At 65.6% G+C, this 24,713-nt stretch carries 21 protein-coding genes and 1 pseudogene; 15 read left to right on the top strand and 7 right to left on the bottom strand.

The window, feature by feature from the left end; all coding sequences use genetic code 11:
• Positions 1-49: 49 nt before the first annotated feature.
• The 3 genes from QF038_RS22125 to QF038_RS22115 are packed head-to-tail and all read right to left on the bottom strand — an operon-like array spanning position 50 to position 5,816.
• The gene (locus tag QF038_RS22125) at positions 50-3,520 is read right to left on the bottom strand and encodes an ATP-binding protein (RefSeq protein ID WP_307613344.1); all 3,471 of its coding nucleotides are present in this window, start codon (positions 3,518-3,520) and stop codon (positions 50-52) included.
• The gene (locus QF038_RS22120) at positions 3,517-4,365 is read right to left on the bottom strand and encodes a DUF4194 domain-containing protein (RefSeq protein WP_307613343.1); all 849 of its coding nucleotides are present in this window, start codon (positions 4,363-4,365) and stop codon (positions 3,517-3,519) included. Before QF038_RS22120 ends, QF038_RS22125 begins: the two co-directional genes overlap by 4 nt.
• 2 nt (positions 4,366-4,367) lie before the next feature.
• Positions 4,368-5,816 carry a DUF3375 family protein gene (locus QF038_RS22115; RefSeq protein ID WP_307613342.1) on the bottom strand — a complete coding sequence of 483 codons (1,449 nt, stop codon included), beginning with the start codon at positions 5,814-5,816 and terminating at the stop codon, positions 4,368-4,370.
• 231 nt (positions 5,817-6,047) lie between these two features.
• Between QF038_RS22115 and QF038_RS22110 the strand changes: the two genes are divergently transcribed.
• From QF038_RS22110 to QF038_RS22100, 3 genes are all read left to right on the top strand, one after another.
• On the top strand, positions 6,048-6,350 hold the full coding sequence (locus QF038_RS22110; protein WP_307613341.1) for a hypothetical protein: 303 nt from the start codon (positions 6,048-6,050) through the stop codon (positions 6,348-6,350).
• A gap of 61 nt (positions 6,351-6,411) precedes the next feature.
• Positions 6,412-8,448, top strand: coding sequence for an acyl-CoA dehydrogenase family protein (locus QF038_RS22105; protein ID WP_307613340.1), 2,037 nt, complete (start codon positions 6,412-6,414; stop codon positions 8,446-8,448).
• Between the two features lie 63 nt (positions 8,449-8,511).
• A complete protein-coding gene (locus tag QF038_RS22100; RefSeq protein ID WP_307613339.1) occupies positions 8,512-9,348 on the top strand; it encodes a TIGR04086 family membrane protein in 837 nt (278 codons plus the stop codon).
• Here QF038_RS22100 and QF038_RS22095 read toward each other — a convergent pair whose 3' ends face one another.
• Entirely contained in the window at positions 9,349-9,747 is a 399-nt protein-coding gene (locus QF038_RS22095) for a YchJ family protein (protein ID WP_307613338.1), read from the bottom strand. It abuts the gene before it with no gap.
• Between the two features lie 228 nt (positions 9,748-9,975).
• Here QF038_RS22095 and QF038_RS22090 point away from each other — a divergent pair, with 228 nt between their 5' ends.
• The 5 genes from QF038_RS22090 to QF038_RS22070 all read left to right on the top strand — a co-directional run bounded on the left by QF038_RS22090 (position 9,976) and on the right by QF038_RS22070 (position 14,299).
• Entirely contained in the window at positions 9,976-10,641 is a 666-nt protein-coding gene (locus tag QF038_RS22090; protein WP_307613337.1) for a hypothetical protein, read from the top strand.
• Positions 10,642-10,668: 27 nt separating this feature from the next.
• Entirely contained in the window at positions 10,669-11,673 is a 1,005-nt protein-coding gene (locus QF038_RS22085; protein WP_307613336.1) for an aldo/keto reductase family protein, read from the top strand.
• An 8-nt stretch (positions 11,674-11,681) separates the two neighbouring features.
• Complete coding sequence (locus QF038_RS22080) at positions 11,682-12,542, top strand: SDR family oxidoreductase (protein ID WP_307613335.1); 861 nt, start codon at positions 11,682-11,684, stop codon at positions 12,540-12,542.
• A 161-nt stretch (positions 12,543-12,703) separates the two neighbouring features.
• Positions 12,704-13,843, top strand: a complete 1,140-nt coding sequence (locus tag QF038_RS22075) for a sulfite oxidase (RefSeq protein WP_307613334.1) — start codon at positions 12,704-12,706, stop codon at positions 13,841-13,843.
• 72 nt (positions 13,844-13,915) lie between these two features.
• Entirely contained in the window at positions 13,916-14,299 is a 384-nt protein-coding gene (locus tag QF038_RS22070; protein WP_307613333.1) for an RNA-binding S4 domain-containing protein, read from the top strand.
• A gap of 25 nt (positions 14,300-14,324) precedes the next feature.
• Here the strand turns inward: QF038_RS22070 and QF038_RS22065 are convergent, their stop codons facing one another.
• On the bottom strand, positions 14,325-14,831 hold the full coding sequence (locus tag QF038_RS22065; protein WP_307613332.1) for a hypothetical protein: 507 nt from the start codon (positions 14,829-14,831) through the stop codon (positions 14,325-14,327).
• Positions 14,832-14,930: 99 nt separating this feature from the next.
• Here QF038_RS22065 and QF038_RS22060 point away from each other — a divergent pair.
• The 3 genes and pseudogenes from QF038_RS22060 (at position 14,931) to QF038_RS22050 (ending at position 18,101) form a co-directional block, all read left to right on the top strand.
• Positions 14,931-16,423, top strand: a pseudogene (locus tag QF038_RS22060) (HNH endonuclease).
• A 115-nt stretch (positions 16,424-16,538) separates the two neighbouring features.
• Positions 16,539-17,156, top strand: a complete 618-nt coding sequence (locus QF038_RS22055; protein WP_050057302.1) for a uracil-DNA glycosylase — start codon at positions 16,539-16,541, stop codon at positions 17,154-17,156.
• A 12-nt stretch (positions 17,157-17,168) separates the two neighbouring features.
• Positions 17,169-18,101, top strand: a complete 933-nt coding sequence (locus QF038_RS22050) for a hypothetical protein (RefSeq protein WP_307613331.1) — start codon at positions 17,169-17,171, stop codon at positions 18,099-18,101.
• Between the two features lie 6 nt (positions 18,102-18,107).
• Here the strand turns inward: QF038_RS22050 and QF038_RS22045 are convergent, their stop codons facing one another.
• Together QF038_RS22045 and QF038_RS22040 are read right to left on the bottom strand one after the other, a co-directional pair.
• Positions 18,108-19,370 (bottom strand): type II toxin-antitoxin system HipA family toxin, encoded by a 1,263-nt coding sequence (locus QF038_RS22045; protein WP_307613330.1) that lies wholly within the window; start codon positions 19,368-19,370, stop codon positions 18,108-18,110.
• Complete coding sequence (locus QF038_RS22040; protein WP_307613557.1) at positions 19,367-19,627, bottom strand: type II toxin-antitoxin system Y4mF family antitoxin; 261 nt, start codon at positions 19,625-19,627, stop codon at positions 19,367-19,369. Before QF038_RS22040 ends, QF038_RS22045 begins: the two co-directional genes overlap by 4 nt.
• A gap of 175 nt (positions 19,628-19,802) precedes the next feature.
• On the opposite strand from QF038_RS22040, the gene QF038_RS22035 reads away from it, so the two are divergent.
• The 4 genes from QF038_RS22035 to QF038_RS22020 all read left to right on the top strand — a co-directional run bounded on the left by QF038_RS22035 (position 19,803) and on the right by QF038_RS22020 (position 24,626).
• Positions 19,803-20,510, top strand: a complete 708-nt coding sequence (locus QF038_RS22035; RefSeq protein WP_307613329.1) for a FadR/GntR family transcriptional regulator — start codon at positions 19,803-19,805, stop codon at positions 20,508-20,510.
• 27 nt (positions 20,511-20,537) lie between these two features.
• Positions 20,538-21,602, top strand: coding sequence for an asparaginase (locus QF038_RS22030; protein WP_307613328.1), 1,065 nt, complete (start codon positions 20,538-20,540; stop codon positions 21,600-21,602).
• A gap of 6 nt (positions 21,603-21,608) precedes the next feature.
• Entirely contained in the window at positions 21,609-23,039 is a 1,431-nt protein-coding gene (locus QF038_RS22025) for an aspartate ammonia-lyase (protein WP_307613327.1), read from the top strand.
• A 72-nt stretch (positions 23,040-23,111) separates the two neighbouring features.
• A complete protein-coding gene (locus QF038_RS22020) occupies positions 23,112-24,626 on the top strand; it encodes an amino acid permease (protein ID WP_307613326.1) in 1,515 nt (504 codons plus the stop codon).
• Positions 24,627-24,713: the final 87 nt, after the last annotated feature.

Below are 24,713 nucleotides of genomic sequence, written 5' to 3'. Positions count from 1 at the left end.
CCTTCAGCCAATATATCCATCGATTTGTTATAAGGGGATCCCTGGTGGGCTAGCGCAAAATGATGTCGACCGAATTCGCTTCTGAGCGCCAGGTTCCTTCTTCTCCTGACCGCGGCTTGATGACGGGCGCCGTCAGCACTCCGGAGCGGTTGGTGCGCCTGTCGCGAAGGATCTCAGTTACTGAGCCCAGGTGCCGGGACAGGTCAATCACGTTCTCCGGGGCGGCCAGCAGCAGCTGGAACCCGAATTCGTGCAACGCCTTGATTCCGGCGCCTGCAAACTCCTCGGATGCCAGCACAAAAGCCTCGTCCATCATCACGGTGCCGTACGTGGTGAAGCCCTGCTCGGCGATGCCCAGCTGGTAGCTCAGCGCGGCGGCCATGATGAAGGCCGTGAAGCGCTGACGCTCGCCGCCGGACATGGATCCGGTGTCCGCGTGCATAAAGACCTCGGTCTTGCCCTTTTTGCCTGACGACGGCCCGGCCACCTCGCGGTGTTCCTTGCACTGGATAAACAGGTGGCCGCGGACGTCCAGCACCTCGGCGCGCCAGCGCCTGTCCTCCGGCGCCTGCGAACCGAGCCGTTTAACCAGGGTTTCCAGGGACTTGTAGCGGGCGGTGAGCTCGGCGTCGTCATCCCCTGCCCCACTGCCGCCGTCCGTCCGGGAGCCTTCAGCCCTGGCTGGCCGGGTATGGCGGACCTTGAGTGCATTCTGGATGGCGTCCTTGAACTGCTTGGCCGTGGGCGGCAGGGTCTGCTTGATGTCCAGCTCCAGGAAGCTGCCCTCGTGGAAGTTGACCTGGGACAGGATTCCGTTCAGGGGAAGGATGCGGCTGGTGATGGACCGGCGTTCCTCATCGAGCAGGTGCAGCAGCGTGCTGAACGATTCATGGGTTCTCTGGTTGAAGAACTGGCGGAATTCGGCCTCCTGGGCCGGCAGGCCGTCGCTGACAATGGCGTGGTAGCGCGTCTCGAACTCGCTGGCGGCACCGATGGTGGTTCCGTGGTCCGCAGAAATCGCGCTGCCCCACTCGCGCACAAAGCCCTCGAAAATCCGGGTAAGCCGCTCGGCGGTGGCCTGCCCGCGGGACTCCGCGGTGTGCAGCTCGCCGAGGAGCGCCGTCCGGACCCGGTTGGCGAGGTTGTCCAGCTCGTGCATTTCGCTGACGTCGCCGAAATCGGCAAAGTACGGTTCCAGCGCGGTGACTGTAGTGTCCGACGGCGGCGCCTGGGTGAGGCGGGCGCGGGCGGCTTCCAGCAGGGTATCGGCAGCTGTGAGTTGGCGGTCCAGTGCCTTGTATTCGCTCTGCAGGACGGCAGCTGCCTCCGTGCTGGACTGGTGCTTCTGACGCACGCCCTCGATGGTGGCGCGAAGCGGCTCCAGGTCGGCCTGCGCGGCCAGGGCATCTTTCAGCCGCTGCTCGATCCGGGCCAGCTCATCGGCTGCCACGGCGGCGGAAACCTGTTCCCAGGGGCGGTGGTCCTCCGCGATCCGGCGCAATGCATCGAGCTGCCGGCTCATGCCCTGGTGCGAATCCTCACGGCTTTGGGCGAGCTCTGCCGCTTTAGCCACTTCCTGGCGCAGGTCCTCCACCTGCCCGGCCACGAGTTCCAGCTTGGCGGCGTTGTCGAACCCGAGGACGTAATCCTGCCGGCTGGTGAACCGGTCGTCCTTCTCCACGGTGTGGCGGTTGCGCTTCACCACCCCGCCCAGGCTCAGGCCTCGGTCCAGCCGCGCAAGTTCGTCCGGATCTTCCACGCAGGGGTAGGCGAAGTCCAGGGCGATGCGCTCGCGGATCCATGCCCCGGCTTCGGCGGCCACGCCCGTGGTGAGGATGTCCAGCTTGGTCAGCAGGTCGCCGTCGTGCACTTCCTCCAGGGCCAGCGCACCGCCGGCGAGCGGCTTGGAAACATCCACCGCACGCAACGCGCCGCGGACGGTGTGGTCATTCAGGTACCGGGTCACGGCGCCGAAGTGTTCGCCGGGTACCAGCAGGGTGGTGGCGAGGTTCCGGAGGGCCCGCTCGGCGGCGGCACGCCATTTCTCCTGCCCCTCGGCGAGGTCCATCAATTCCCCGGCGAACGGCATCCGGTCCTCCGGAATGCCGGTAGCGGCCGCGATGGCCGCGCGGTTCTCAATGCTCGACGGCGGCAGCAGGGATTTGCGCGTCTTCAGCGACACGAGCTCCTGCTCAGCCGCGGCCAGCTCCCGCTTCTTGGTTGCGTGGGCGTCGAAGGCTTCAAAGCGGAGCTCCTGCAGGGCCTGGGAATCATCCTTGAGCTCCGCGGACCGGACGGCTGCCTGCTCATGCGCCTGCTCCCAGCCTTCCTCCGTCCACTCAAGCTGCAGTCCGGCGTCGGCCAGTGCCTGGCGGGCGGCTTCCTCCACCTGCTGGCGAAGCTTCAGGCCCACCCGCGCGTTTTCAAGCGACTGCTCGATGGCGGAGATGGCGTTGCCGCCCTGGTTGTTGTAATCCGCCTCCAGCTGGCGCAGTTCCTTGGCCAGGCCGTCCCGGACGCTTCGCTCGGCACCGAGCTCCTTGGCCTTCGCCTGCGCCAGCTCCTTGAAGCGCGCCAAGGTTTTCTGATGGACCGTGACAGCCAGTTTCTGCTTGTAGGCCTCGAATTCCTCGCCCGCCAGGTCCCGCAACCGGTTTGCATCCAGCAGCGACTGCGCATACTCCCGGTTCAGGCCCGGCACCGGGGCCAGCTGGTCGCGCTGCTGCCGGACGTCCTCCAGCCGCTGCCGGATGGACATCAGGTTGCTGAACTCCTCCACCACGTCGTCCGCGGCCGCGAGCGTCGCGGGAGCGTCCAGGACCTGGTCCCGGAAGAAGGTGTTTACGCTGCCGCCCAGGCCCTTGCCCGCCTGGATCACCCGCAGGAGCGGCAGGGCCTGGTCCGAGTTGATGCCCAGCAGGCGGCGGAAGCGCTCCGCGAAGGCCTTGTGAACGTCGAAGACCTGGGCGTCCGGGAAGATCGTCTCCAGCGCGGCCTTCGTGAACCGTTTGTCCGCGATCCCTTCCAGCGCTTCGAGATCCAGCGGAGCATGGTCGATCACGTAGAACCGGCCCACGCTCGATTCCGTACCGTTCTTCGGCAGGTCGAACAGCGCCGAGATGGTCACGCGGGTGCCGACGGCGTTGTCAAAGGTCAGCGCGACGGCGGACCACGTGGCGCCGGGCCGCTGGAACGCACTCGCCGAGCCCTCACCCACGGCTTTGTCGCCCACCTTGCCGCGCATGTACGTAAACGTGGTTCGCTTGTCCTCCACCGCCCCGCCTGATCGCTGGGCGGCCGCCTCGTTGGACCTCGGCCGGGCATCGAAGACACGCAGCATGGCATCGAAGAGCGTCGACTTGCCCACACCCGAGTTGCCCGTCAGGAGCGTCCCGTTCCGGTCCACGTGCATTGTGTGAGCACCATGGAACGTGCCCCAGTTGACCACCTGCACCAAGGCAAGGCGCATCTGGCCGGGGTTCACCACGTCGCCGATCGGCAACATGCTCGCGATGCTCACTTGGCTGCCTCCTGCGTGGTGGTTCCGTCCGGCTCCGCACCTTCGGCGTCGTCGTCGTCGGTTTCGACAGGCTCAACCACCGGATCGGCATCCAGCTCAATGAACGCTTCAGTGCCGGTAGGGTCGGTGGTTGCTGCTGCGAGGGCTTCGATTTGGGCGGGGATGTCGCCGATGTTTTCGAACGGGAGGGCCAGGGGCAGGGCGTTGGAGATGGTGTAGACGTCGTCCAGGCCCGTGGGGAGGAGGAGCTGGCGGGCGAGGAGCTTGGTGATGGCCCGGTTGACCACGTCGGAGTCGCGGAGTGCGTCCTGTTGGCCGGCGGGTTGGTAGTGCGTGACCAGGTCCGCGATTTCTTCGCGGGTGACGGTGGGATCCGTCTGGGCCGTGACGTGCCGGTCCAGGAGCAGGCGCATCCGTAGCAGCACGATGGTCTCGACCCGGCTGAGCGCCCGCTGCTGCCGGAGGATACTGGAGCGGGTACTTCCGCCGATAGCGTCCGGATCAACGGGGCGCAGCACGGCGATCTTCCGTTCGTGGTCCAGCTGCAGGGTGAGGAACAGCTCGGAGAGCCGGCTGCGAAGGATGACCTGGTGATCCAGCAGGACCGTCCACAGCTTCTCGTCGCGGCCGCCGTCCACGTAGGGGCCCTTGAGGAGTTTCACCAGCGCCTGCCGCACCTTCATGGAGAGCACCCCCGTGTCGCCGGGGAACAGCGCGGCACCGTCCACGAAAGTGTCGCGGGGGGTTACAGAGAAGGGGTCCGGCCGGGTTTCGACAGGCTCAACCACCGGTTCGGTGACGGGCTCAACCACCGGGGCGGCCGTCGTCGTAATCTCTTCAGTCATCGTCAATCCTTCGGGAGGGTGACCAGCGGCAGGTAGGCCCTGCGCGTGGTGCCGTCAATCTGTTCGAAGTCCAGGGCGTCCACCGCTTGGGTGTTGAAGGCGGCGCCGTCGTGCAGGGCATGCGAGAGAAGCGCCCGGATGGTGTTGATGTGCTGCTCCTCCGGCGGCAGCTGCTGCCATGCCTCGGAAAGGGTGGACGCGCCGGCCATGGCGGACCGCACCACTTCGGGCTTGGCCTTGCCGGTCCTCGGCGAGCGCACGCGGTCGGAATCGCTGAAGGCGATGGGGACGGCCAGTTTGGGCGGAGCCGCGAACTCGTCAGGGTCAAAGAGCTTCACCATGGACAGCGACTCGAATCCCGCGTTAAAGAGGACAGGCCCGCGCACCAGGGCAGGACGTTCCCTTTCGTAGGGAAGTGACCGGATGGCCTGCTCCGCTTCCCGCAGGACCTGGCGGAGCCGGACTGATTGGCGGAAGTCATCGCTCTGGATGTACGTGTTGAGGCTCTCGCTGAGCTTGCCGTAAATCTGCTGGATCTGGCTGTGCTGCTGCCGGAGTTCGGCCACCAGGTTCTTCAGGGTTTCCCGGTCCTCCGGCGAAAGGTCGTCCGCGAACTGCCGGCTGAGGACCTCCCCAATGGCGGACCGGAAGCGCACCTGCTGCTGCGGGTCCTCCAAAAACGCGGTGAAGGAACGGAAGGTGCGCCCCTCCGGGCTTTGGCGGAGCCGCTTGTCTGCTTCCAGGACCTGGGCCATGGTGGCGCCCTTGGTCAGTGATTCCTCGATGATCTGGTTGCGCAGTCCGCCCACCAGTTCCTCGATCCGGTCACGCATTTTCTTGTAGTCAGCCGGCAGGCTGGCGGCGAGGTCGAGGATGTTCCCGGCAGCTTCCACGGCTTCGTCGTCATCGAGGAGGCCGTCGAACTCGCCGGTACTGATGTCCTGGATCAGCTGCTGGCGCTCCTCGATTTCCTCTTCCAGGGCCTCAAGGCGCGCGCTCTGGTCCGGGTTGGTCTCGTTCGCGAGCTTCTCCACGTCCCCGAGCAGGGTTCCCAGCCGGGAACCGTTAAGCGTGGACCGCTCACTGGACAAGCTGTCCAGGAACGCGAGCACGCGGGCCGCCGGCTCGGTGACCTCGTACACGATCTGGCCGGACTGGTTCCGCCGCGTCAGGAACTGCCGCCGCGTCCATTCGTCGCCGAAGGCCTTCCCGTTGGCTCCGCCGCCCAGCCCGGGCTCCTGCCGGCGGAGCTCCTCAAGGAAGGAGTCGACGTCGGCATGGAACTCCTCGAGCGGCAGTTGCGGCCGGGTGCGCGTGAAGGAAGCCTGCAGCACCGCGATGACCCAGGGTGCCGAGCGCGTCAAGGCCCAGGCAGGTCCTTTGGTGAGGAGTTCGAGGTCCCGGAGCCGGGCGCTGATGGCGTCAGCGGATGACCTGGCGGAGCGGGGCACGCACTCTCCTTGGACTGTTTATGGGGGGCTGGGGCATGGGCACGGAGGGAAAAGTGCCAACTACAAGGTTAACCCAGGCGCTCGAAACCGCCTCGTGACCTACTTCGCCGTAGTATTTCGATCCCATATCAAGACCCTCCGGACCCCGCCGCGGCTCTGGCCCGGCAGGCCCTTCCCCCCTACGCTCGTGCTACTGACTTCAGGCCAAGCAACGTCGCAGCAGGGGGATTAATGCAGTTCGATCTAAGCTCGGTGGAAACCGCAACCTTGGTATTCATTGGAACGCTCGTATTCGGCCTTGTCCTGGCCGCTTTCGTCCTGGCGGCAGGGCTGGTGGCGCTGGTGCTGCTGGGTGCCGGGAAGCTCAGCTGGACAGTGGTTTCCAGGACGCTCCTGGCCGTGGTCCACGGCATCAACGCCGGCTGGGACCGGCTGGTGCACCACGCGGCCGCACTGGATGCCGGCGGGGACTTCCAGGGGCAAACCGCCCCTAGCACCGGAACCTACCCGCGGGTAATCTTGAGAGACAGCTAAAGGGTTCTCCAACCCGGCGGATCCCGTGGCTACGACAGCCATCCGGCCAAGGAGATAACCCATGAGCTCCGCCACTGACAGCCCCTCAAAGACCAGTCCTGCCCCGGCGGGATCTATACCACCAACGGATGCCCCGGCTGAGGACACCCCGGTCCCGGCCGGGAAAATCGGAGCCGGCGTCACCGCGGATGAAGCACGCGCCGTTGCAGAGGCTGCCCGGGAAACCGGCTGGGAACGTCCCAGCTTCGCCAAGGGCCTCTACCTTGGCAGCTTTGATCTCACCCTGGTCCACCCGTGGCCCACACCGGATCCTGGGGATGTGGAACGGGGCGAGGCGTTTATGGCCCGGCTGACCGACTACGCGCGCACCATGGACGGCCGGGTGATCGAGCGGGGGGCCAGGATTCCGGACGAATACCTTAAGGATCTGGCGGAACTCGGGGTGTTTGGAATGAAGATCCCGGCGGAGTACGGCGGCCTGGGCCTGTCACTCGTGTACTACGGCCGGGCGCTGGCGCTGCTGGGCAGCGTCCATCCAAGCCTCGGCGCCCTCCTTTCCGCACATCAGTCCATCGGGGTGCCCGAGCCGGTTAAGGTCTTCGGCACTGCCGCGCAGAAGCAGGAGTTCCTGCCGCGCTGTGCCGGCGGCGCCGTGACCGCATTCCTGCTGACCGAACCTGACGTGGGCAGCGATCCCGCCCGGATGGGCAGCACCGCAACGCCAACGGACAACGGCGAGGCGTACCTTCTGGACGGCGTCAAGCTGTGGACCACCAACGGTGTGATTGCCGAGCTGGTGGTGGTGATGGCAGTGGTGCCCGCCCACACGGACGTGGACGGCACCAGGCATAAGGGCGGCATCAGCGCTTTTGTGGTTGACATGAATTCGCCGGGCATCACTGTGGAAAACCGGAACGTCTTTATGGGACTGCGCGGGATCGAAAACGGTGTTACCCGGTTCCACCAGGTACGTGTCCCGGCCGCAAACCGCCTGGGCCGGGAGGGCCAGGGCCTGAAGATCGCGCTCACCACCCTGAACACGGGCAGGCTTTCAATCCCTGCCCTCTGCGTTGCGTCCGGCCGGTGGAGCCTGAAAATTGCGCGTGAATGGTCCAACGCCCGAACGCAGTGGGGCCGGCCGGTGGGTGAACATGAGGCCGTGGGCAAAAAGATAGCGTTTATCGCCGCGTCCGCCTTTGCCCTCGACGCCGTCTTCGAGCTCTCCGCGGAGCTTGCCGACGCCGGCCAGAAGGACGTCCGGATCGAGGCCGCCCTCGCCAAGCTCTGGTCCACTGAGATCAGCTGCCGGATCGCCGACGAACTGGTACAGATCCGCGGCGGGCGGGGTTTCGAGACGGCCGAATCGCTGGCCGCGCGCGGGGAGCGTGCCGTGCCGGCCGAGCAGCAGCTGAGGGACCTTCGCATCAACAGGATTTTTGAGGGATCCTCCGAAATCATGCGGCTCCTCATTGCCCGGGAAGCGGTGGATGCGCACCTGGCCGCCGCGGGAGACCTGGCCTCCCTGGACGCGAGCCTTTCCGATAAAGCGAAGGCCGCCGTCGGCGCTTCCGGGTTCTACGCCCGCTGGCTGCCCAAGCTGGTGGCCGGGGCGGGCATGGACCCGCGCTCGTACAGCGAGTTCGGGCGCCTGGCCAAACACCTGCGCTTCGTTGAGCGTTCGTCCCGGCGCCTGGCGCGGCAGACGTTTTACGGGATGGGCCGCTGGCAGGCGAAGCTGGAACGCAAGCAGGCATTCCTTGGACGATTGGTGGATATCGGCGCGGAACTGTTCGCCATGACCGCATGCTGCTCACGTGCAGAGATGCTGCTCCACACCGCCCCTGAAAAGGCCGCGAGCGCGTACGAGCTTGCGGAGGCATACTGCGAGCAGGCCCGGGTGCGGGTGGAGGAGTACTTTGACCAGCTCTGGCGGAACACGGACGACGGCGACCACCGGCTTACCCGAAAGGTCCTCGCCGGAGATTACACCTGGCTGGAGGCAGGAGTGCTGGACCAGTCTGAAGGCACGGGCCCATGGATTGCGGATGCCTCCCCCGGCCCGTCCCAGCGGGAAAACCTGCACCGCAACTACCGCTGACCTGCGGGTCACGAAATAGTAAGCATCCTTGCTATCTCTGCGGGCCGATGGTTGAGTGGAGCCATGAGCAGCTCAACAGACCCAGAGAACCTGTCTCCGAGGCGGGGACGTGAGGACGCCGACCGAAACGGAAGCTATCGCGCCGCCTCGGCCGGCGACGATTCCACGCGCGCCTTCGACCAAGTGCCCGCCAATGAAGCGGGAACCACCTCCACCCACGAACAGGTGCCTGCGACACGCCATGACCGTTCCGCCTATGCCGAGCGGGACTATGTTCCTGCGGCACCGGCCCCTGCCGTTGATCCCAACCTGGCTGACCGGCAGACGGCCGTGGCCCGCGAAAAGGAGCAGTTCGGCGGCATCAAGGCGGGCTCGGCGTTTTTTGGCTGGCTGACCGCCACTGGCATGGCCGTGCTCCTGACAGCCCTGGTGGCAGCGGCCGGAACAGCCGTGGGCCTTGCCACCAATACGGACGTCAATGAAGCGGTCAACCAGGCCGCCTCGAACAGCGGCACCGTTGGCCTGGTGGGCATCATTGTGCTGCTGGTCATCCTGTTCCTCTCCTACTACTGCGGCGGTTACGTGGCCGGACGCATGGCGCGGTTCAACGGAGCCAAGCAGGGCCTGATGGTGTGGATCTGGGCCCTGATCGTTGCGGTCCTGGTATCCATCCTGGGGCTTGTATTCGGACAGCAGTTCAACGTGCTGGCCAACCTCAACAGCTTCCCGCGGATCCCCATCAACGAAGGCCAGCTGAACACCATGAGCATTGTCGCCGCCGTGGTGGTGGCCCTGGTGGCCCTTCTGGGGGCGGTGCTGGGCGGGCTTGCGGGCATGCGCTTCCACCGCCGGGTGGACAAAGCGGGCTTCACGCCAGATGAGGATTACGACGACGAGTAGTCAGGCCAGGATCTTTCCGTCCAGGTAGAACCAGCGGCCGTTTTCCCGCACGAACCGGCTCACCTCGTGTAGGACGCCGCGGTCACCGCCGTGCCGGAAGTAGGCCTTGAATTCCACCGTTCCCTCGACATCCAGGGGCCCTCCGCGCTCCGTGGCCGCAATGTCCAGGCGCCGCCACTGCATGCCGGGGTCCAGGTCCAGTTTCTTCGGGGCTTCCGCGGGGTGCCAGGTATGCAGCAGATACCTTTCGTCAAGGAGCACAAATGCACTGTAGCGGGACCGCATCAGCTGCTCAGCGGTGGCTGCTTCTGCCGTTCCGGAGTGGAACCTGCCACAGCACATCCCGTACTGCTCACCGGACAGGCACATGCAGTTCCTGCTTTCCGTGTCCTCCGCCATCAGCGCTCCTGCCTCCCGCTCCAGGCCGCGCGCCGCAACCCAGGTCTCCCCGTCCGACTATAGGCCCCGGGCCCTTGTCATATCGGATAACAGCTTTGAAACAACCACGGACGGGAGCCCGCGTCCGGCGGCACGGCGCGGCAAAAATCCGTATGGTGGAGAAGGAGCCGGTGCCCCTGCAGAGGGGTGCCCGCACGCGCACCACTGGGGGCAGAGAGGAGAGATGACATGGAAAATCCGGATACGCTCATCCTCAACCTGACCTTTTTGGGCACCGTGGGAATGGCCTTCCTGATGTTTCTGGTCCTCTTCCTGCTGGGCGTCATCACCCTCGTCCTTGCCGGGATCGGCCGGCTAGCCGCCGTCACCCTGATGGCAGTGTTCGGCAGGCGCTCCCGCAGGGACAACCTGCCCCTCATCCGCTTTGGCGGGCCAGCTGAAGCAGAAATCTCCAACCCCAGCCGCCCCGCCCGCGACTGGCGTGCGCGGCTGAACCCGGCACGCCTGCGAAAGGCGCTCCGCACCGCCGTCGTACGCCACCCGGCCCTGGCGGCCGCACGCCGTGAACCTCCCGTCCTGGCCGAGGACTGGGCCTCCGCCGTTGCTGAGGCGGACGCCCGGGCCATCGCGCGGGCGCGGGCAGCTGCACCGGAAATCAAACTTTCCGTACGGGACCTGCCGGACCCCCATGTTCCTGCCGAGAAGGTGGTGGAGGTCGCCCCGCTCGTCGAGTCCAAACTCGATGACCACCGGCATGCTTCCGTCCCCCGCTCGTTCAAGAAACCGCAGGCTCCGCACCCGTTGGCGCCGCTGGATACCGGATCATTGGTGTCCCTGTCCGGCCCGGCGCAGGTCCTCAAGGACAGAACCGGCAACGGCAAACCCTTACCCTGAGCAACCATCTGAGTTAGCGTGAAACCCATGGAATTCAGATACCTCGGAAACAGCGGTTTCAAAGTCTCGGAAATTACCTTCGGCAACTGGCTCACGCACGGCTCCCAGGTAGAGAACGATGTCGCGACCCAATGTGTGCGCGCCGCCCTCGACGCAGGCATCAGCACCTTCGACACGGCAGACGTCTACGCCAACACCGCCGCCGAAACCGTCCTTGGCGAAGCGCTGAAAGGCGAGCGCCGCGAATCCCTGGAGATCTTCACCAAGGTCTACGGCCCCACCGGCCCCAAGGGCAAAAACGATCTGGGGCTGTCCCGCAAGCACATCATGGAGTCGATCAACGGCTCGCTGCGCAGGCTTCAGACGGACTACGTGGACCTCTACCAGGCCCACCGCTATGACTTTGAAACGCCGCTCGAAGAGACCATGCAGGCGTTCGCCGACATCGTCCGGCAGGGCAAGGCCCTCTACATCGGCGTCAGCGAGTGGACCGCGGAGCAGCTGCGCGCAGGCCACGCGCTGTCCAAGGAACTCGGCTTCCAGCTCATTTCCAACCAGCCGCAGTACTCCATGCTGTGGCGTGTCATCGAAGCCGAGGTTGTGCCGGCGTCGGAGGAGCTGGGTGTCTCGCAGATCGTCTGGTCCCCCATGGCCCAGGGCGTCCTCAGCGGCAAGTACCTGCCGGACCAGCCGGCTCCTGAGGGCAGCCGCGCCACCGATGAGAAGGGCGGAGCCAAGATGATCCAGCGCTGGATGCGCGACGACGTCCTGGCCGCCGTGCAGGAGCTGAAGCCCATCGCCGACGAAGCCGGGCTGTCCATGCCGCAGCTCGCCGTCGCCTGGGTGCTGCAGAACCCCAACGTGGCCTCCGCCATCATCGGCGCGTCCCGGCCCGAGCAGATCGCCGACACTGTTGAGGCAGCAGGGGTGAGGTTGGAACCTGACGTCCTGAAGAAGATCGATGACGCCATCGGGTCCCTGGCCGAGCGCGACCCTGCGCAGACCAAGTCCCCTGCCGCGCGCGAAGCCTAGGACTCCTGGTGGCTGACGCCCTGGACCTGCCGGACCTTGCTGTCACCGGTTCCACCGGCGGCCTGGGCGGAATGGTGGCACGCCAGCTTGCCGCGGCCGGTTCCGCCCAGCGGCTGCTGGTCCGCGACGCCGGCCGCGCGCCGGAGCTGGAGAACGCACCGCCCGTGGTGTGCAGCTATGGGGATTCCGCCGCTGCGCGGCAGGCCCTGGAAGGTGTGAAGGTCCTGTTTATGGTCTCCGCCGCGGAAACCGAGGACCGGGTGCACCAGCACTACGCCTTTGTGGATGCCGCCGCCGAAGCGGGCGTGCAGCATGTGGTGTACACCTCGTTCTACGGCGCAGCCCCGGACGCCACCTTCACACTGGCCCGGGACCATTACGCCACCGAGCAGCGCATCCAGGGTTCCGGGATGGACTACACCTTCCTGCGGAACAACTTCTTTATGGACTTCCTGCCGCTCCTGGCCGCCGAGGACGGCGTCATCCGCGGGCCCGCAGGGGACGGCCTGTTTTCCGCCGTTGCCCGGGAGGACATTGCCCGCTGTGCTGTAGCGGTGCTGCGGGATCCCGCCATCCACAAGGGCAGGACCTACAACCTGACGGGGCCTGAGGAGGTCACCATGGCCCAGGCCGCCCGGATCCTTACGGAAGGAACCGGACGGACCATCACCTTCCACAACGAAACCGTGGAGGAAGCCTACGCATCCCGTGCGTCATACGGGGCGCCGCCCTGGCAGGTGGACGCCTGGGTAAGCACCTACACGGCAATGGCTGCCGGGGAGATGGCCGGAGTTTCCCCGGACATCCACGGGCTGACAGGGCAGGATCCGCTGACCGTGGCTGACTTCCTGAAGCAGCCCGTACTGTAGCCCTCTTTTAGCTGCACAGGAGACTTCCCCCCGCATTTTCCACACTCGGCGGAAACTTCGTTGACTGGCTCGCGGGGCCGGCGTAAACCTGAGGCAATGGGTGCTCTGCCTTAAGTGAGCCCCAAGCCGCCGGAACCGCAGCCCAGCAGAATCGCAGCGCCATGACCCAGATCCAGCCAAACCCACAATCCACCCGCCCCGCCTCGAGCCCGGAACAACAGCCGCAGGTCCCTGCCGGCGCCGCCGCAGGACCAACCACCGGACCCCTCACGCCCGAGGAACTCCAGTTGGGCGCCCGCAACCACTCGATGCCCTTGGAGGCCCTCCGCCGGGATATCACTCCCCCGGGGCTGCACTATGTGCTCACGCATTTCGACATCCCGGACATCGATTCCGCCTCGTGGCACCTGCGGGTCAGCGGCGCGGTGGAACGTGCGCTCGAGCTGAGCATGCCAGCCCTGCGCAAGGACCCCGCCATCACAGTGCCGGTCACCCTGGAGTGTGCGGGCAACGGTCGCTCGCTCCTCAAGCCACGGCCGCTCAGCCAGCCCTGGATCATGGAGGGCGTGGGCACGGCGGCATGGACCGGCGTTCCGCTCGCCTATCTCCTCGGGAAGGCTGGCATCCTGCCGCACGCAGTGGAGGTGGTATTCACGGGCGCCGATGCCGGGATCCAGGGTGGCGTCACCCAGCGGTACGCGCGGAGCCTGCCGATCCGTGAGGCGATGCGTGCCGACGTCGTCCTGGCTTACAAAATGAACGGCAGCGAGCTGCCGCCCCAGCACGGCTACCCGCTCCGCCTGGTGGTCCCGGGCTGGTACGGCATGGCAAGCGTAAAGTGGCTGGAATCGATCGAGGTGGTTACCGCGCCCTTTGCCGGGTACCAGCAGCAGGTCGCGTACCGCTACCAGCAATCAGCGGACGACGACGGCACACCCGTTTCGCGGATCAGGGTCCGTTCACTGATGGTTCCGCCGGGCATCCCGGACTTTTTCACGCGCAAGCGGGTGCTGCCGCCGGGTCCCGTGATGCTGCAGGGCAGGGCATGGTCCGGGCACGCGGCTGTTACTGCTGTTGAGGTAGGGATCGACGGCACATGGCTGCCGGCGCATCTGGAGGAACCCGCCGGTGGTTTCGCGTGGCGGAAGTGGACGCTGCCCTGGGTGGCGGATCCCGGCGAACATGAGCTCGCATGCCGGGCAACGGACGCCAGCGGTGCCAGCCAGCCCCTGGAGCAGAACTGGAACTACCAGGGGCTGGGAAACAATATGGTGCAGCGGGTCAGCGTAAAGGTGGAGTAGTGCCCTGCCCGGTACGGGCCGGGGCCGCTGGTCCCCTGAGCTCAGCGGGCGGGGCTATACTCGGTGCCAGCCATGACCAGCCTTCCTTCCTCCCCCGCCAGCGTCCGCATTGATGCGTGGCTGTGGGCCATCCGCGCCTACAAGACCCGCTCAGCAGCGACTGCTGCCTGCCGTGCAGGACACGTCCGCTTGAACGGCAGCCCGGCAAAGGCGTCCGCGACGCTGGTCAACGGCGACACCGTGACTGTGCGGATGTCCGGCTACGAGCGGATCCTTGAGGTGCGCCGGCTGATTAACAAACGCGTCGGCGCGGAGGCCGCATCCCACTGTTTCACGGACCACACACCGCCGCGGCCTGTTGCCCCTGCCCTGGGCCTGCCGCAGCGCGACCGCGGCGCCGGCCGGCCCACCAAGAAGGACCGGCGCGAAATGGAACGCCTGCGCGGGTCGGCGTAACCCCCTTTTTGGCTTTTGGTCCGGTTCAGTTTTTGATGCGGGCCCTCACGAGGTTTGCGAAGGGCAGTTTCCCGTACTCCTCGACGAAGGCTGTGTGATACTCCGCTTCTGCCATGTTGAGCGCTTCGGCGGGCAGTTCCTTCCAGGCCATCAGCAGTTGCGCTGCGTTCTTGAGTTGCCAGACCAGGCGGCCGTCCCAATGGCCCGGCGGTTTGCCCTGCCCGAAGTCCAGGAACTCCTGGACCTGCCGTCTCAGCCCGCGGTTGCCCTTGCTGCCCGGGCCGGCCTTGCCCACGTATAGAACGACGGCGCCCTCCACCCATGCGGCTTTCAGCTCCGGCTCCGGCAGCGACGGGTCCTTCTTCTTGAAGACCCCGGCTGTGCTGTTCTTGAGAAAATCCGGTTGAAACCCCTCCGGCCGGAGGACGGCGAAGACGCCCGTCCCCTGCGGCACCCGCATGGCGTCGAGGTCCTTGAACGGCCTGAAGCCTGTAAAACCGTCGTCTTTCAGGCCCTTCCTGGTGAACTGCATCCCTACATTGAACAGCATGGCGTCGAGGCAGTTGGTGGTTTATCCACATAGTAAGGTCGGTAACCGGGTTATGTCTCACCCTGCTGGCAGACTTTGTTTATGGAAGCGGTCACGACGGCGGGGCAGCGGGAGGTGGTTGGCCTTCCTGGGCCTGTTGTTGCGGATGTCCTGCGCGTCTTGTCATCGGTGCGTCCCGCTGCTGACAGGCAAAGAATGATTGACCAGATGCGGGAGCTGGAGGATGTGAAGTCCGCTGCCGCGGCTAAGCAGGCACGGATCGCCGCGGCCTACGATCTTGCCGCCCGGCAGGAACAGGCCGCCGCGGGTGTTCCGGCGGATGAACTCGGTGCCGGGGTGGGAGCGGAAATCGCTCTGGCGCGTCGGGAGTCACCGTCCCGTGGCGCCCGGTTGCTGGGTTTGGGAAAAGCCTTGGTGATCGAGATGCCCCACACGTTCGCAGCCCTTGAGTCCGGGCAGTTGAATGAGTGGCGGGCCACCCTGGTGGTGAAGGAAACAGCCTGCCTGTCGGTTGAGGACCGGGCCGCTGTGGATGAAGAGATCGCCGCGGACACCGGGTCCCTGGCCGGCTGCGGGGACCGGACCGTCATCGCCGCCGTCCGGGCTGCGGCGTACCGGCGGGACCCACACTCGGTCGCCAAACGGGCCAGCCACGCTGTTAATGAGCGGACCGTGACGCTGCGTCCGGCGCCGGACACCATGACCCGCCTGACCGCCCTCCTCCCGGCCGCCCAAGGCGTGGCTGCCTACGCGGCGCTGACCCGCCACGCCGAAACTCTGAAGTCCTCCGGGGATGAGCGTTCCAAGGGAAACACCATGGCCGACCAGCTCGTCGAATGCGTCACCGGCACCCCGGGCGGCTACACCGGCATCGATCTCCAGCTCGTCATGACCGACCGCACCCTCTTCCAAGGGGACAGCGAACCCGCCCGCCTCACCGGCTACGGCATCGTCCCCGGCGAATGGGCCAGGAAAGCCATCCGGGGTGAGCTGATGGCAGATGCGAAATCCACTGTCGTTGAAGCAGTCGACTCAGGATCTGCGGGACCCAGACCGGCTGGCCCAGCACCAGCAGGCCTGGGACTCACGGAGAGCCCCCGACTCAACGTCTGGCTTCGCCGGCTTACACGGCCCCGATGAATGGGGAGCTGGTCGCGATGGACTCCAAAGCCCGGCTGTTTCCGTCCGGGCTCCGCCGGTTCATCCAAGTACGCGACGACACCTGCCGCACCCCCTACTGCGACGCGCCCATCCGCCATCACGACCACATCATCCCCTGGCACAATGGCGGACCAACTGCCAGCACCAACGGCCACGGCCTCTGCGAAGCCTGCAACCACGCGAAAGAAGCGCACGGGTGGACAGCCCGAACTGTCACTGGGCCTGAGCGGCGGCACTCGGTGGAAACTCGAACACCAACCGGTTACACATGCCTCTCGACTGCACCACCCCTGCCCGGCACAGCCCTGGCTGTGGCTGTACCTCCTAAACCGCCGCCGTCCCGCCGTCGCCGGACGTTGAGGCACCGAATGAAGGCGCTCAAACGGGCCCGCAAAGCCAAGCTCCTGATGTGAGCACACCATCCGCGGCAGAAGGGAGACAGAACTTCCCCTGCCCACCCTCAAGCCCAGAAGCGTAGAGTGGCATAAGACGCCTGTTTCTGGACGCCTTGCTGCTGAGGGAGAAATCGTGACGATTGATTGGGACGAAAAGAAAGCCCTGCTACAGGAACCGAACATCGCGAAGGTAACCCAGCTTTGCGACGAACTAATGGAAAAGAAGCCGGGCTCAACCGTCCCCTACATCGACCCGGTTCACGACGAGGATGAATGCCGGATAGTCAGCCTGCAGGTAAGCCCGGGAAAGGGCACCGAGTCCGGCTTCGTCTCGCACTACAACGACGACGAAGCGGCGCGCCGCGCCACCCAGATCTACGAGCTTGCCGAGCTGGACTCCCGCTACGTTATGCCTTGGAACGCCTACCCGTGGGTCCGTGACCCAGGGATGCCATCGGCACTGAGCGTGCAGGAAAAGACAGACGGCCTGCGGCCCTTCCGCCAGTTCCTTAAGATCAACTCCCGGGTGTCGGCCATCATCGCCCACGGCACGGACGCCGCCACCTTCCTGACCCTGTTCGAAAAGACCTACCACTCATCGCTGAAGAACAGCGGCATCAAGGTGTACAAGGCCACGGCCCTCGGGGGCCGGGCCTTTGCTGTCTCCGAAGCCAAACAGGAAGAGCTGCTGGCCAAGAACGTGGAGATCTATAAGGACGCCATGCAGCGGGCAGGCATCCAGCACCTCTGAGCGGTGATGCCAATGGACGTGCTCGATTGGCTGCTCGACGGTGATCCCGCCATCAGGTGGCAGGCCCTGCGCGACCTGACGGATGCTTCGGTTAATGACGTTCAAGCTGAGCGGGAGCGCATTGCCACCGAAGGCTGGGGAGCCAGACTTTTGGCCCTTCAGGACATGGACGGTCAATGGGCGGGCGGCACGTACTGGCCGGCCACCGACGACGATCCCGACAGCCAGCCCTGGACGGCGACCACTTACAGCCTGTTGCTGCTGAGGGATTTGGGCCTGGATCCCGCGAGCCGGGAAGCCCGGCACGCCATCAAACTGGTCCGCGAGAACAGCCGCTGGGAGGAAGGCAACCAGCTCTTCTTCGCCGGCGAAGTTGAACCCTGCATCAACGGCATGACGGTGGCACTGGGCGCCTACTTCGGACAGAACGTGGACACGGTGGTGGAGCGGCTGACCCGCGAACAGCTGCCCGACGGCGGCTGGAACTGCGAAGCCGAACGAGGGTCCACCCGTTCGTCCTTCCACACCACCATCTGCGTCCTTGAGGGGCTTCTTGAATATGAGCGGGCCACTGGGGGAACACCTGAATCCCGCAAGGCCCGGCGCGGCGGGGAAGAATACCTGCTGGAGCGTGGGTTGCTGCGGCGCAGATCCAGCCGTGAACTTATCAGCAGTGACTGGCTGCAGTTTTCCTACCCCACCCGCTGGTTCTACGACGTGCTCCGCGGGCTTGACTACTTCCGGGCCGCCGGTGGCACCCCCGACAAACGGGTTGACGAGGCCGTCGAAGCCGTGAGATCCAAGGAGCAGCCGGACGGCCGGTGGCTGCTGGAGAACACCCACCCCGGAAAGGTCCACTTCGAGCTGGAAGACGGAGATGGACAACCAAGCCGGTGGAACACCCTCCGCGCCTTGCGCGTGCTTCGGTGGTCCGAATCCGGCTGAGGCCGCTCAGCCTTCCATCAGCCTGCGGCGGTGCTTCAACTCCTTGACCCATGCCCTGGTGACCAGGTCAGGAAAGGGCGAGCCGCCGTCGTCGTTGGATTTTGTCCCGGCTCCCCTCAAGAAACGGAAAGCCGTCCCTGATTCCAGATCTGCGATCAGAGGGGCCGACGCCTTGAGCGCGATCTCCACAACCTGGGCCGCTGCGCGGTCGGTCAGTCCCAGCTCGGTACCCCAGCCCAGGAACTGGCGGCGTGAAATCCCGGTCCGCTTTCCGCCGACGGTCAAGGCAAGGGTTTTATCGCCGTAAACCACGGTGGAGGGAATGTCGTAGACCGGCGCGATGGTCCACTCGCCGTGTGGCTGCTGGACCATCGATACGTTCTTTGCGTGCAGGTCACCGTTGCCGGTCAGCCAGGCGTAGGCCCCTTGGATTGCCAGGTTCCGGAGCGCAGGAAGCGGCGCCGAGCAGTGGTCCGCGAGGGCGTGGCAAACCTGGCCGTACCCCACGTTGTACTTATCCGCCGGGTAGAGCTTCAGCACCTGGGCCCCGTCCTCCACCGCGAGACGCCGCACGTCGCCGGGCCCGTTATCCGGAGGTATCGCAGGTCCGGGGACGCGGTCAAAGCGCTCCACCAGCAGTCCTGGCCGGCCGGCAACATCGCGGATCAGTTGGACGGGGCTGAGCGGGATCCGAAGCTTCGCGGCGTAGCGGAACATCACGAACTCGTTCTCCACCACATGCGGGAACTCGGGCGCGTTGAGTTTGAGGATGTATTGGCGTCCCGTACTCGCCACAGGAACCGAAATCATCCCGGCGGACAACTTGTCCTGCACCCCCGCCAGGGCCACGGGATCTATGAGGTCCGGATCGCCGAGCAGTTGATCGAAGTCCAAAACGCGCTGCGGATCCAGCTGGACCGCATGTTCGTCCCGGTTCAAGGATTCCCCATGCCCTACGATCTGGACATCTCCCACTGGATTGCCGCCGGCTGCAATCAGCAGGGACAGGTCATCGTCCGCACTGGTTTTGATGGAACGCCGCAGCGCGTTGAGGCGGCGGCCCTCCGGCAGCAGGCCGGTGAAATACGGTGGGGCGGCCCCGGCGCCTGAGAGGACAGGATCGGTGGTGAGCGGCAGGGAGGTGGCGACGGCGAGACCACCGTTTTGCAGGTAGCCGGGCAGATAGCTGAACTTGGTTCCGCCGTCGTGCCGCTCGAGCCGTGCGGCAAGGACTCCCGCTTTATAGATGTCCGCGATGCGGTGCCTCACGGCCTGGCCTCTTCAGAACCTGGCACCACCGCGGCCGAAGGGGCAGTACGGCGTGTACCGAGCTGGAGTTCCAAACCGAGCGTATCGAGGAGCGCCAGGAGTGAGTCCAGCTGGACGCTTTGTTTGCCTTGCTCCACGAACCGCACGAAGCGCTCCGATACCCCGGCCAGCTGGGCGAGATCGTGCTGCGTCAACCTGAGGACGGCACGACGGGCCCGTACCTCAGCGGCGAGGCGATCGGCAAAGGACGCTTTGATGGCAGCCTCCTATAGGTACGACCGTTCCGATTTATCCTCTTTCAAAACTTTACCGCCGCCGAGGGCCGGATGGACAGAGCCTTCCGGCACGAACGTGCCGACAGGTCGCAGTAGCCCGAACCCGCTATCAGGGACCAGTCTTGACAGTAGCTGTGACCCCTGCCATATTTAAGGCGTGAACCTGTCAGACAGCCGGACAGCAGGACAGCCTGCATCTCTTCCGCTCGCACGGCTTAGTGCTGCCGAAGCAGTGTTCAACGCTATCCGTCAGGACGTCGAGTCCGGACGGCTGGCAGTGGGCAGCAAGCTCAGTTCCGAAGCCACGCTTTCCCAGCAGTACGCCGTAAGCCGCTCGGTGATCCGGGAAGCGCTCCGCTCCTGTACCGCGCTGGGCCTCACGGTGACCAAAACGGGCAAGGGAACATTCGTGGTGTCCAACAAGGTGGCCAACGATCTCACGCTGGGCCAGTATTCGGCCCGGGACTTGACCGAGGCACGCCCGCATATCGAAGTTCCCGCAGCCGGGCTGGCCGCCGAGCGCCGCAGCGATGATGAACTGGAAACGCTACGCCACATCGTTGCGGCAATGGCCACCGAAACCGATCCCGAGTCCTGGGTGGCCCTGGACTCGAGCTTCCACGCCGCGATTGCCCGCGCCAGCGGCAACAAGGTATTCGCCAGCGTGGTGGCTGACATCCGCGACGCCCTGGCCCACCAGTCCGAGACACTGAACATGGTGGCAGACCGGCAGCACGCCTCAGATGTGGAACACCAGGAGATCCTGGCCGCCATCGAAGCCGGTTCCGCCGAAAAAGCGCGTGCCGCCATGGCCCGCCACCTCCAGGCCGTGGGCCTTGCCCTCGAATCCATCCTCAGCAACTAACTACCGCAACAAACATCCAAGGACCCCATGCCCTCCCCCGTGTTTTCCGCTGCCCACACTGCCGTTTTGCTTCCCACGCACGAGCCCCTGGTCGCAGCCGTCCGTGACGGCCTCGTGGAAAGCGTGCACTACGGCTCGGCGATCGCTGTTGCGGCGGACGGTTCAACAGTGGCCTCCGCGGGCGATCCCCACGTGCCGTTCTATCCCCGGTCCTCGCTCAAGCCACTTCAGGCCGTCGCCATGGTACGCGCCAGGCTCGACCTGCCGGCCGACCTCCTGGCCCTGGCCGCGGCCAGCCATTCCGGCGCGGCAGAGCACCGCGATGGAGCGCTGCGCATCCTCGAGCTGCATGGCCTGAGCGTCAATGACTTTGAGAACAGCTCGGACCTGCCGTACGGCGTGACCGAACGCGAAGAATGGTTGCGTAACGGCGGCGGCGCCACCCAACTCACCCAGAACTGCTCGGGCAAGCACGCCGCCATGGCCGCCACCTGCGTGATCAACGGCTGGCCGGTCCAGGGCTACCTGGACCCGTCCCACCCGCTGCAGCAGCTGGTAGCCGGAACGGTCAGGGAGCTCACGGGCGAGGAGCCCTTCGCGCTCAGCACCGACGGCTGCGGCACGCCGCTCTTTGCCCTGACGCTGCACGGTATGGCCCGCGCCTTCGGCCGCATCGCCCACGCCGCTGCTGGTTCTGCGAGGACGAACGACGACGGCGGGCCAGCCCTCCAAAGTGCGGAAGCCGCCGTCGGACTCGCCATGCAGCGCCACCCTGACATGGTGGCTGGGGAAGGCCGCGACGTCACCGAACTGATGCGCCTGCTCCCGGGCTCCGTGGCCAAGGACGGCTTTGAAGGCGTGCAGCTGGTGGGCCTGGCCGATGGCAGCGCCGTTGCCGTGAAGATTTCCGACGGCGGCGACCGTGCCCGCATGCCAGCCACCGTAAAGCTGCTTGAGGCCAGCGGTGTGGACGTTGAACCGCTCTCAAGAATCGCATCCATCCCGGTTGTCGGCGGTGGCCGTCAAGTGGGCCTGCTGCAGGCGACCGACTTCCTGAACCAACCGTCCGTACCCGTCAACGAAGCCCTGTAAGGACACATGACTACCATCGAAACCGCCGTAGACACCGCAGCAACCGGTGTCCGGTCTGAGCATGATTTGTTGGGGGACCGGGACGTCCCGGCCGGGGCGTACTGGGGTGTGCATACGCTCCGGGCCGTGGAGAACTTTCCCATTACCGGGCAGAAGCTGTCCTCGAACATGCACTTGGTCCGGGGCCTGGCCGCGGTGAAACTCGCCGCGGCCCGCACCAACCGCGAGCTCGGGCTCCTGGATGCCGAACGCGCCGACGCCATCGAGCAGGCCTGCACCGAGGTGATGAACGGCCGCCTCGCCGACCAGTTCGTGGTGGACGTCATCCAGGGCGGCGCCGGAACGTCCTCGAACATGAACGCCAACGAAGTCATCGCCAACCGCGCCCTGGAAATCCTGGGCCACCCCAAGGGCGACTACGCCCGGCTGCACCCCAACGACCACGTCAACCTCTCCCAGTCCACCAACGACGTCTACCCCACCGCCGTGAAACTGGGCACCATCTTCGCCGCCCGGGAGCTGCTCGACGCGCTGGCCGAACTCGAAGAAGCCTGCGCCGCCAAAGCCCTGGAATTCCGCACCGTGGTGAAAATGGGCCGCACCCAGCTCCAGGACGCCGTGCCCATGACCCTGGGCCAGGAATTCGGCACCTACGCCATCACCATCGGCGAAGACCGGCTCCGCCTCGCCGAAGCCGAACTGCTCATCCACGAAATCAACCTCGGCGCCACCGCCATCGGCACCGGCCTGAACGCCCCCGCCGGCTACGCCAAAACCGCCTGCCGGCACCTCGCCACCATCACCGGCCTGCCGCTGGTCACCGCCCCGGACCTGATCGAAGCCACCCAGGACGTCGGCGCGTTCGTCCACCTCTCCGGCGTGCTCAAACGCGTCGCCGTGAAACTCTCCAAAATCTGCAACGACCTGCGCCTGCTCTCCTCCGGCCCCCGCGCCGGGTTCGGCGAGATCAACCTCCCCGCCGTGCAGTCCGGCTCCTCCATCATGCCCGGCAAGATCAACCCGGTCATCCCCGAAGTCGTCTCCCAGGTCGCTTACGAAGTGATCGGCAACGACGTGACCATCACCATGGCCGCCGAAGCCGGGCAACTCCAACTCAACGCCTTCGAACCCATCATCGTCCACAGCCTCCACAAGAGCATCTCCCACCTCGAAGCAGCCTGCCACACCCTCACCGCACGCTGCATCCAGGGCATCACCGCAAACACCGAACACCTCCGCCAAACAGTCGAACAGTCCATCGGCCTGGTCACCGCCCTCAACCCCCACCTCGGCTACACCACCGCCACCGCCATCGCCCAGGAAGCACTCGCCACCGGCAAGGGCGTGGCCGAGCTCGTCCTCGAACACGGGCTCCTCACCCACACCCAGCTCCAGGAACTCCTCAGCCCCGAACGCCTCGCCAACCTCAGCAAATAACCACCGGCAGTTGAGCAAACCCGAAACCCGGTTTCGACAAGCTCAACCACCGGTCTGCAGAAGGACACTCCCATGACTAATACCCCCATACCCGACCACCTGATAGACGGTGGGCATGCGCATGCCTCCGAGAGCGCCCTGCACGCGGAGGATAAGGGCTATCACAAGAATTTGAAGCCGCGGCAGATCCAGATGATCGCGATCGGCGGTGCGATCGGTACCGGCCTGTTCCTGGGCGCCGGCGGCCGGCTGAACGCGGCGGGCCCGTCCCTGGTGATCGCCTACGCCGTGTGCGGGTTCTTCGCGTTCCTGATCCTGCGCGCGCTGGGCGAACTGGTCCTGCACCGGCCCTCATCGGGCTCGTTCGTGTCCTACGCCCGGGAATTCTTCGGCGAAAAAGCCGCGTTCGTCTCCGGCTGGTTCTACTGGATCAACTGGGCCACCACCACCATCGTGGACATCACCGCCGCCGCCCTGTACATGCACTTCTTCGGCAACTACATCCCGTGGATGGCCGACGTCCCGCAGTGGGCCTGGGCCCTGACCGCCCTCATCGTCGTCCTGGCCCTGAACCTGGTCTCGGTCAAGGTCTTCGGCGAAATGGAATTCTGGTTCGCCCTGATCAAAGTCGCCGCCCTGGTCATCTTCCTCATCGTCGGCACCTACTTCGTCATCTTCGGCACCCCCGTGGACGGCCAGCAGGTCGGCCTCAGCCTCCTGAGTGACAACGGCGGGATCTTCCCCAACGGCCTGCTGCCCATGATCATCCTCATGCAGGGCGTCCTGTTCGCCTACGCCTCCATCGAACTCGTCGGCACCGCCGCCGGCGAAACCGAAAACCCCGAAAAAATCATGCCCAAGGCCATCAACTCCGTGGTCTTCCGCATCGCCGTGTTCTACGTCGGCTCCGTGATCCTCCTGGCCCTGCTCCTGCCCTACACCTCCTACGAAAAAGGCGTCAGCCCCTTCGTAACGTTCTTCGGCTCCATCGGCATCCAAGGCGTGGACGTCATCATGAACCTCGTAGTCCTCACCGCCGCCCTGTCCTCCCTGAACGCCGGGCTCTACTCCACCGGCCGGATCCTGCGCTCCATGTCCGTCAACGGCTCCGCCCCCAAATTCGCCTCCCGGATGAACAAAGCAGGCGTCCCCTACGGCGGCATCGCCATCACCGCCGCCGTCTCCCTCCTGGGCGTCCCGCTGAATTACCTCGTCCCCGCCCAGGCCTTCGAAATCGTCCTCAACGTCGCCTCCGTCGGCATCATCATGACCTGGGCCACCATCGTCCTGTGCCAGATCCAACTCAAACGCTGGGCCGACAAAGGCTGGCTCGAACGCCCCACCTTCCGCATGTTCGGCGCCCCCTACACCGGCTACCTCTCCCTGCTCTTCCTGGTCGGCGTCCTCATCATGGTCTTCATCGACTCACCCCTGACCATGCTCGTCACCGCCATCGCCTCCATCCTCATGGTCATCGGCTGGTACGCCTGCCGCCAACGCATCCACGAAATCGCCGAAACCCGCGAAGGCCACACCGGCCTCTCCCCCGTCATCGCCAACCCACCCGCGGAGACCTTCAAGAAGTAGTACCTCCAGCGCACGACGGCGGCACCCCAGGTTCTCGGATTCGAGGACCTGGGGTGCCGCCGTCGTTAGTTGTCGTTCAGCCCCCGG

The organism is Pseudarthrobacter sp. W1I19, assembly GCF_030817835.1.
Taxonomy (GTDB): domain Bacteria; phylum Actinomycetota; class Actinomycetes; order Actinomycetales; family Micrococcaceae; genus Arthrobacter.
This window is presented reverse-complemented; position numbering and strand designations above follow the sequence as displayed.

Coding starts and splice junctions, on each gene's coding strand:
- QF038_RS22120 (WP_307613343.1), bottom strand. CDS start 4,365: ATGACTGAAGAGATTACGACGACGGCCGCCCCGGTGGTTGAGCCCGTC.
- QF038_RS22110 (WP_307613341.1), top strand. CDS start 6,048: ATGCAGTTCGATCTAAGCTCGGTGGAAACCGCAACCTTGGTATTCATT.
- QF038_RS22105 (WP_307613340.1), top strand. CDS start 6,412: ATGAGCTCCGCCACTGACAGCCCCTCAAAGACCAGTCCTGCCCCGGCG.
- QF038_RS22100 (WP_307613339.1), top strand. CDS start 8,512: ATGAGCAGCTCAACAGACCCAGAGAACCTGTCTCCGAGGCGGGGACGT.
- QF038_RS22095 (WP_307613338.1), bottom strand. CDS start 9,747: ATGGCGGAGGACACGGAAAGCAGGAACTGCATGTGCCTGTCCGGTGAG.
- QF038_RS22090 (WP_307613337.1), top strand. CDS start 9,976: ATGGAAAATCCGGATACGCTCATCCTCAACCTGACCTTTTTGGGCACC.
- QF038_RS22085 (WP_307613336.1), top strand. CDS start 10,669: ATGGAATTCAGATACCTCGGAAACAGCGGTTTCAAAGTCTCGGAAATT.
- QF038_RS22075 (WP_307613334.1), top strand. CDS start 12,704: ATGACCCAGATCCAGCCAAACCCACAATCCACCCGCCCCGCCTCGAGC.
- QF038_RS22070 (WP_307613333.1), top strand. CDS start 13,916: ATGACCAGCCTTCCTTCCTCCCCCGCCAGCGTCCGCATTGATGCGTGG.
- QF038_RS22065 (WP_307613332.1), bottom strand. CDS start 14,831: ATGCAGTTCACCAGGAAGGGCCTGAAAGACGACGGTTTTACAGGCTTC.
- QF038_RS22050 (WP_307613331.1), top strand. CDS start 17,169: ATGGACGTGCTCGATTGGCTGCTCGACGGTGATCCCGCCATCAGGTGG.
- QF038_RS22030 (WP_307613328.1), top strand. CDS start 20,538: ATGCCCTCCCCCGTGTTTTCCGCTGCCCACACTGCCGTTTTGCTTCCC.
- QF038_RS22025 (WP_307613327.1), top strand. CDS start 21,609: ATGACTACCATCGAAACCGCCGTAGACACCGCAGCAACCGGTGTCCGG.
- QF038_RS22020 (WP_307613326.1), top strand. CDS start 23,112: ATGACTAATACCCCCATACCCGACCACCTGATAGACGGTGGGCATGCG.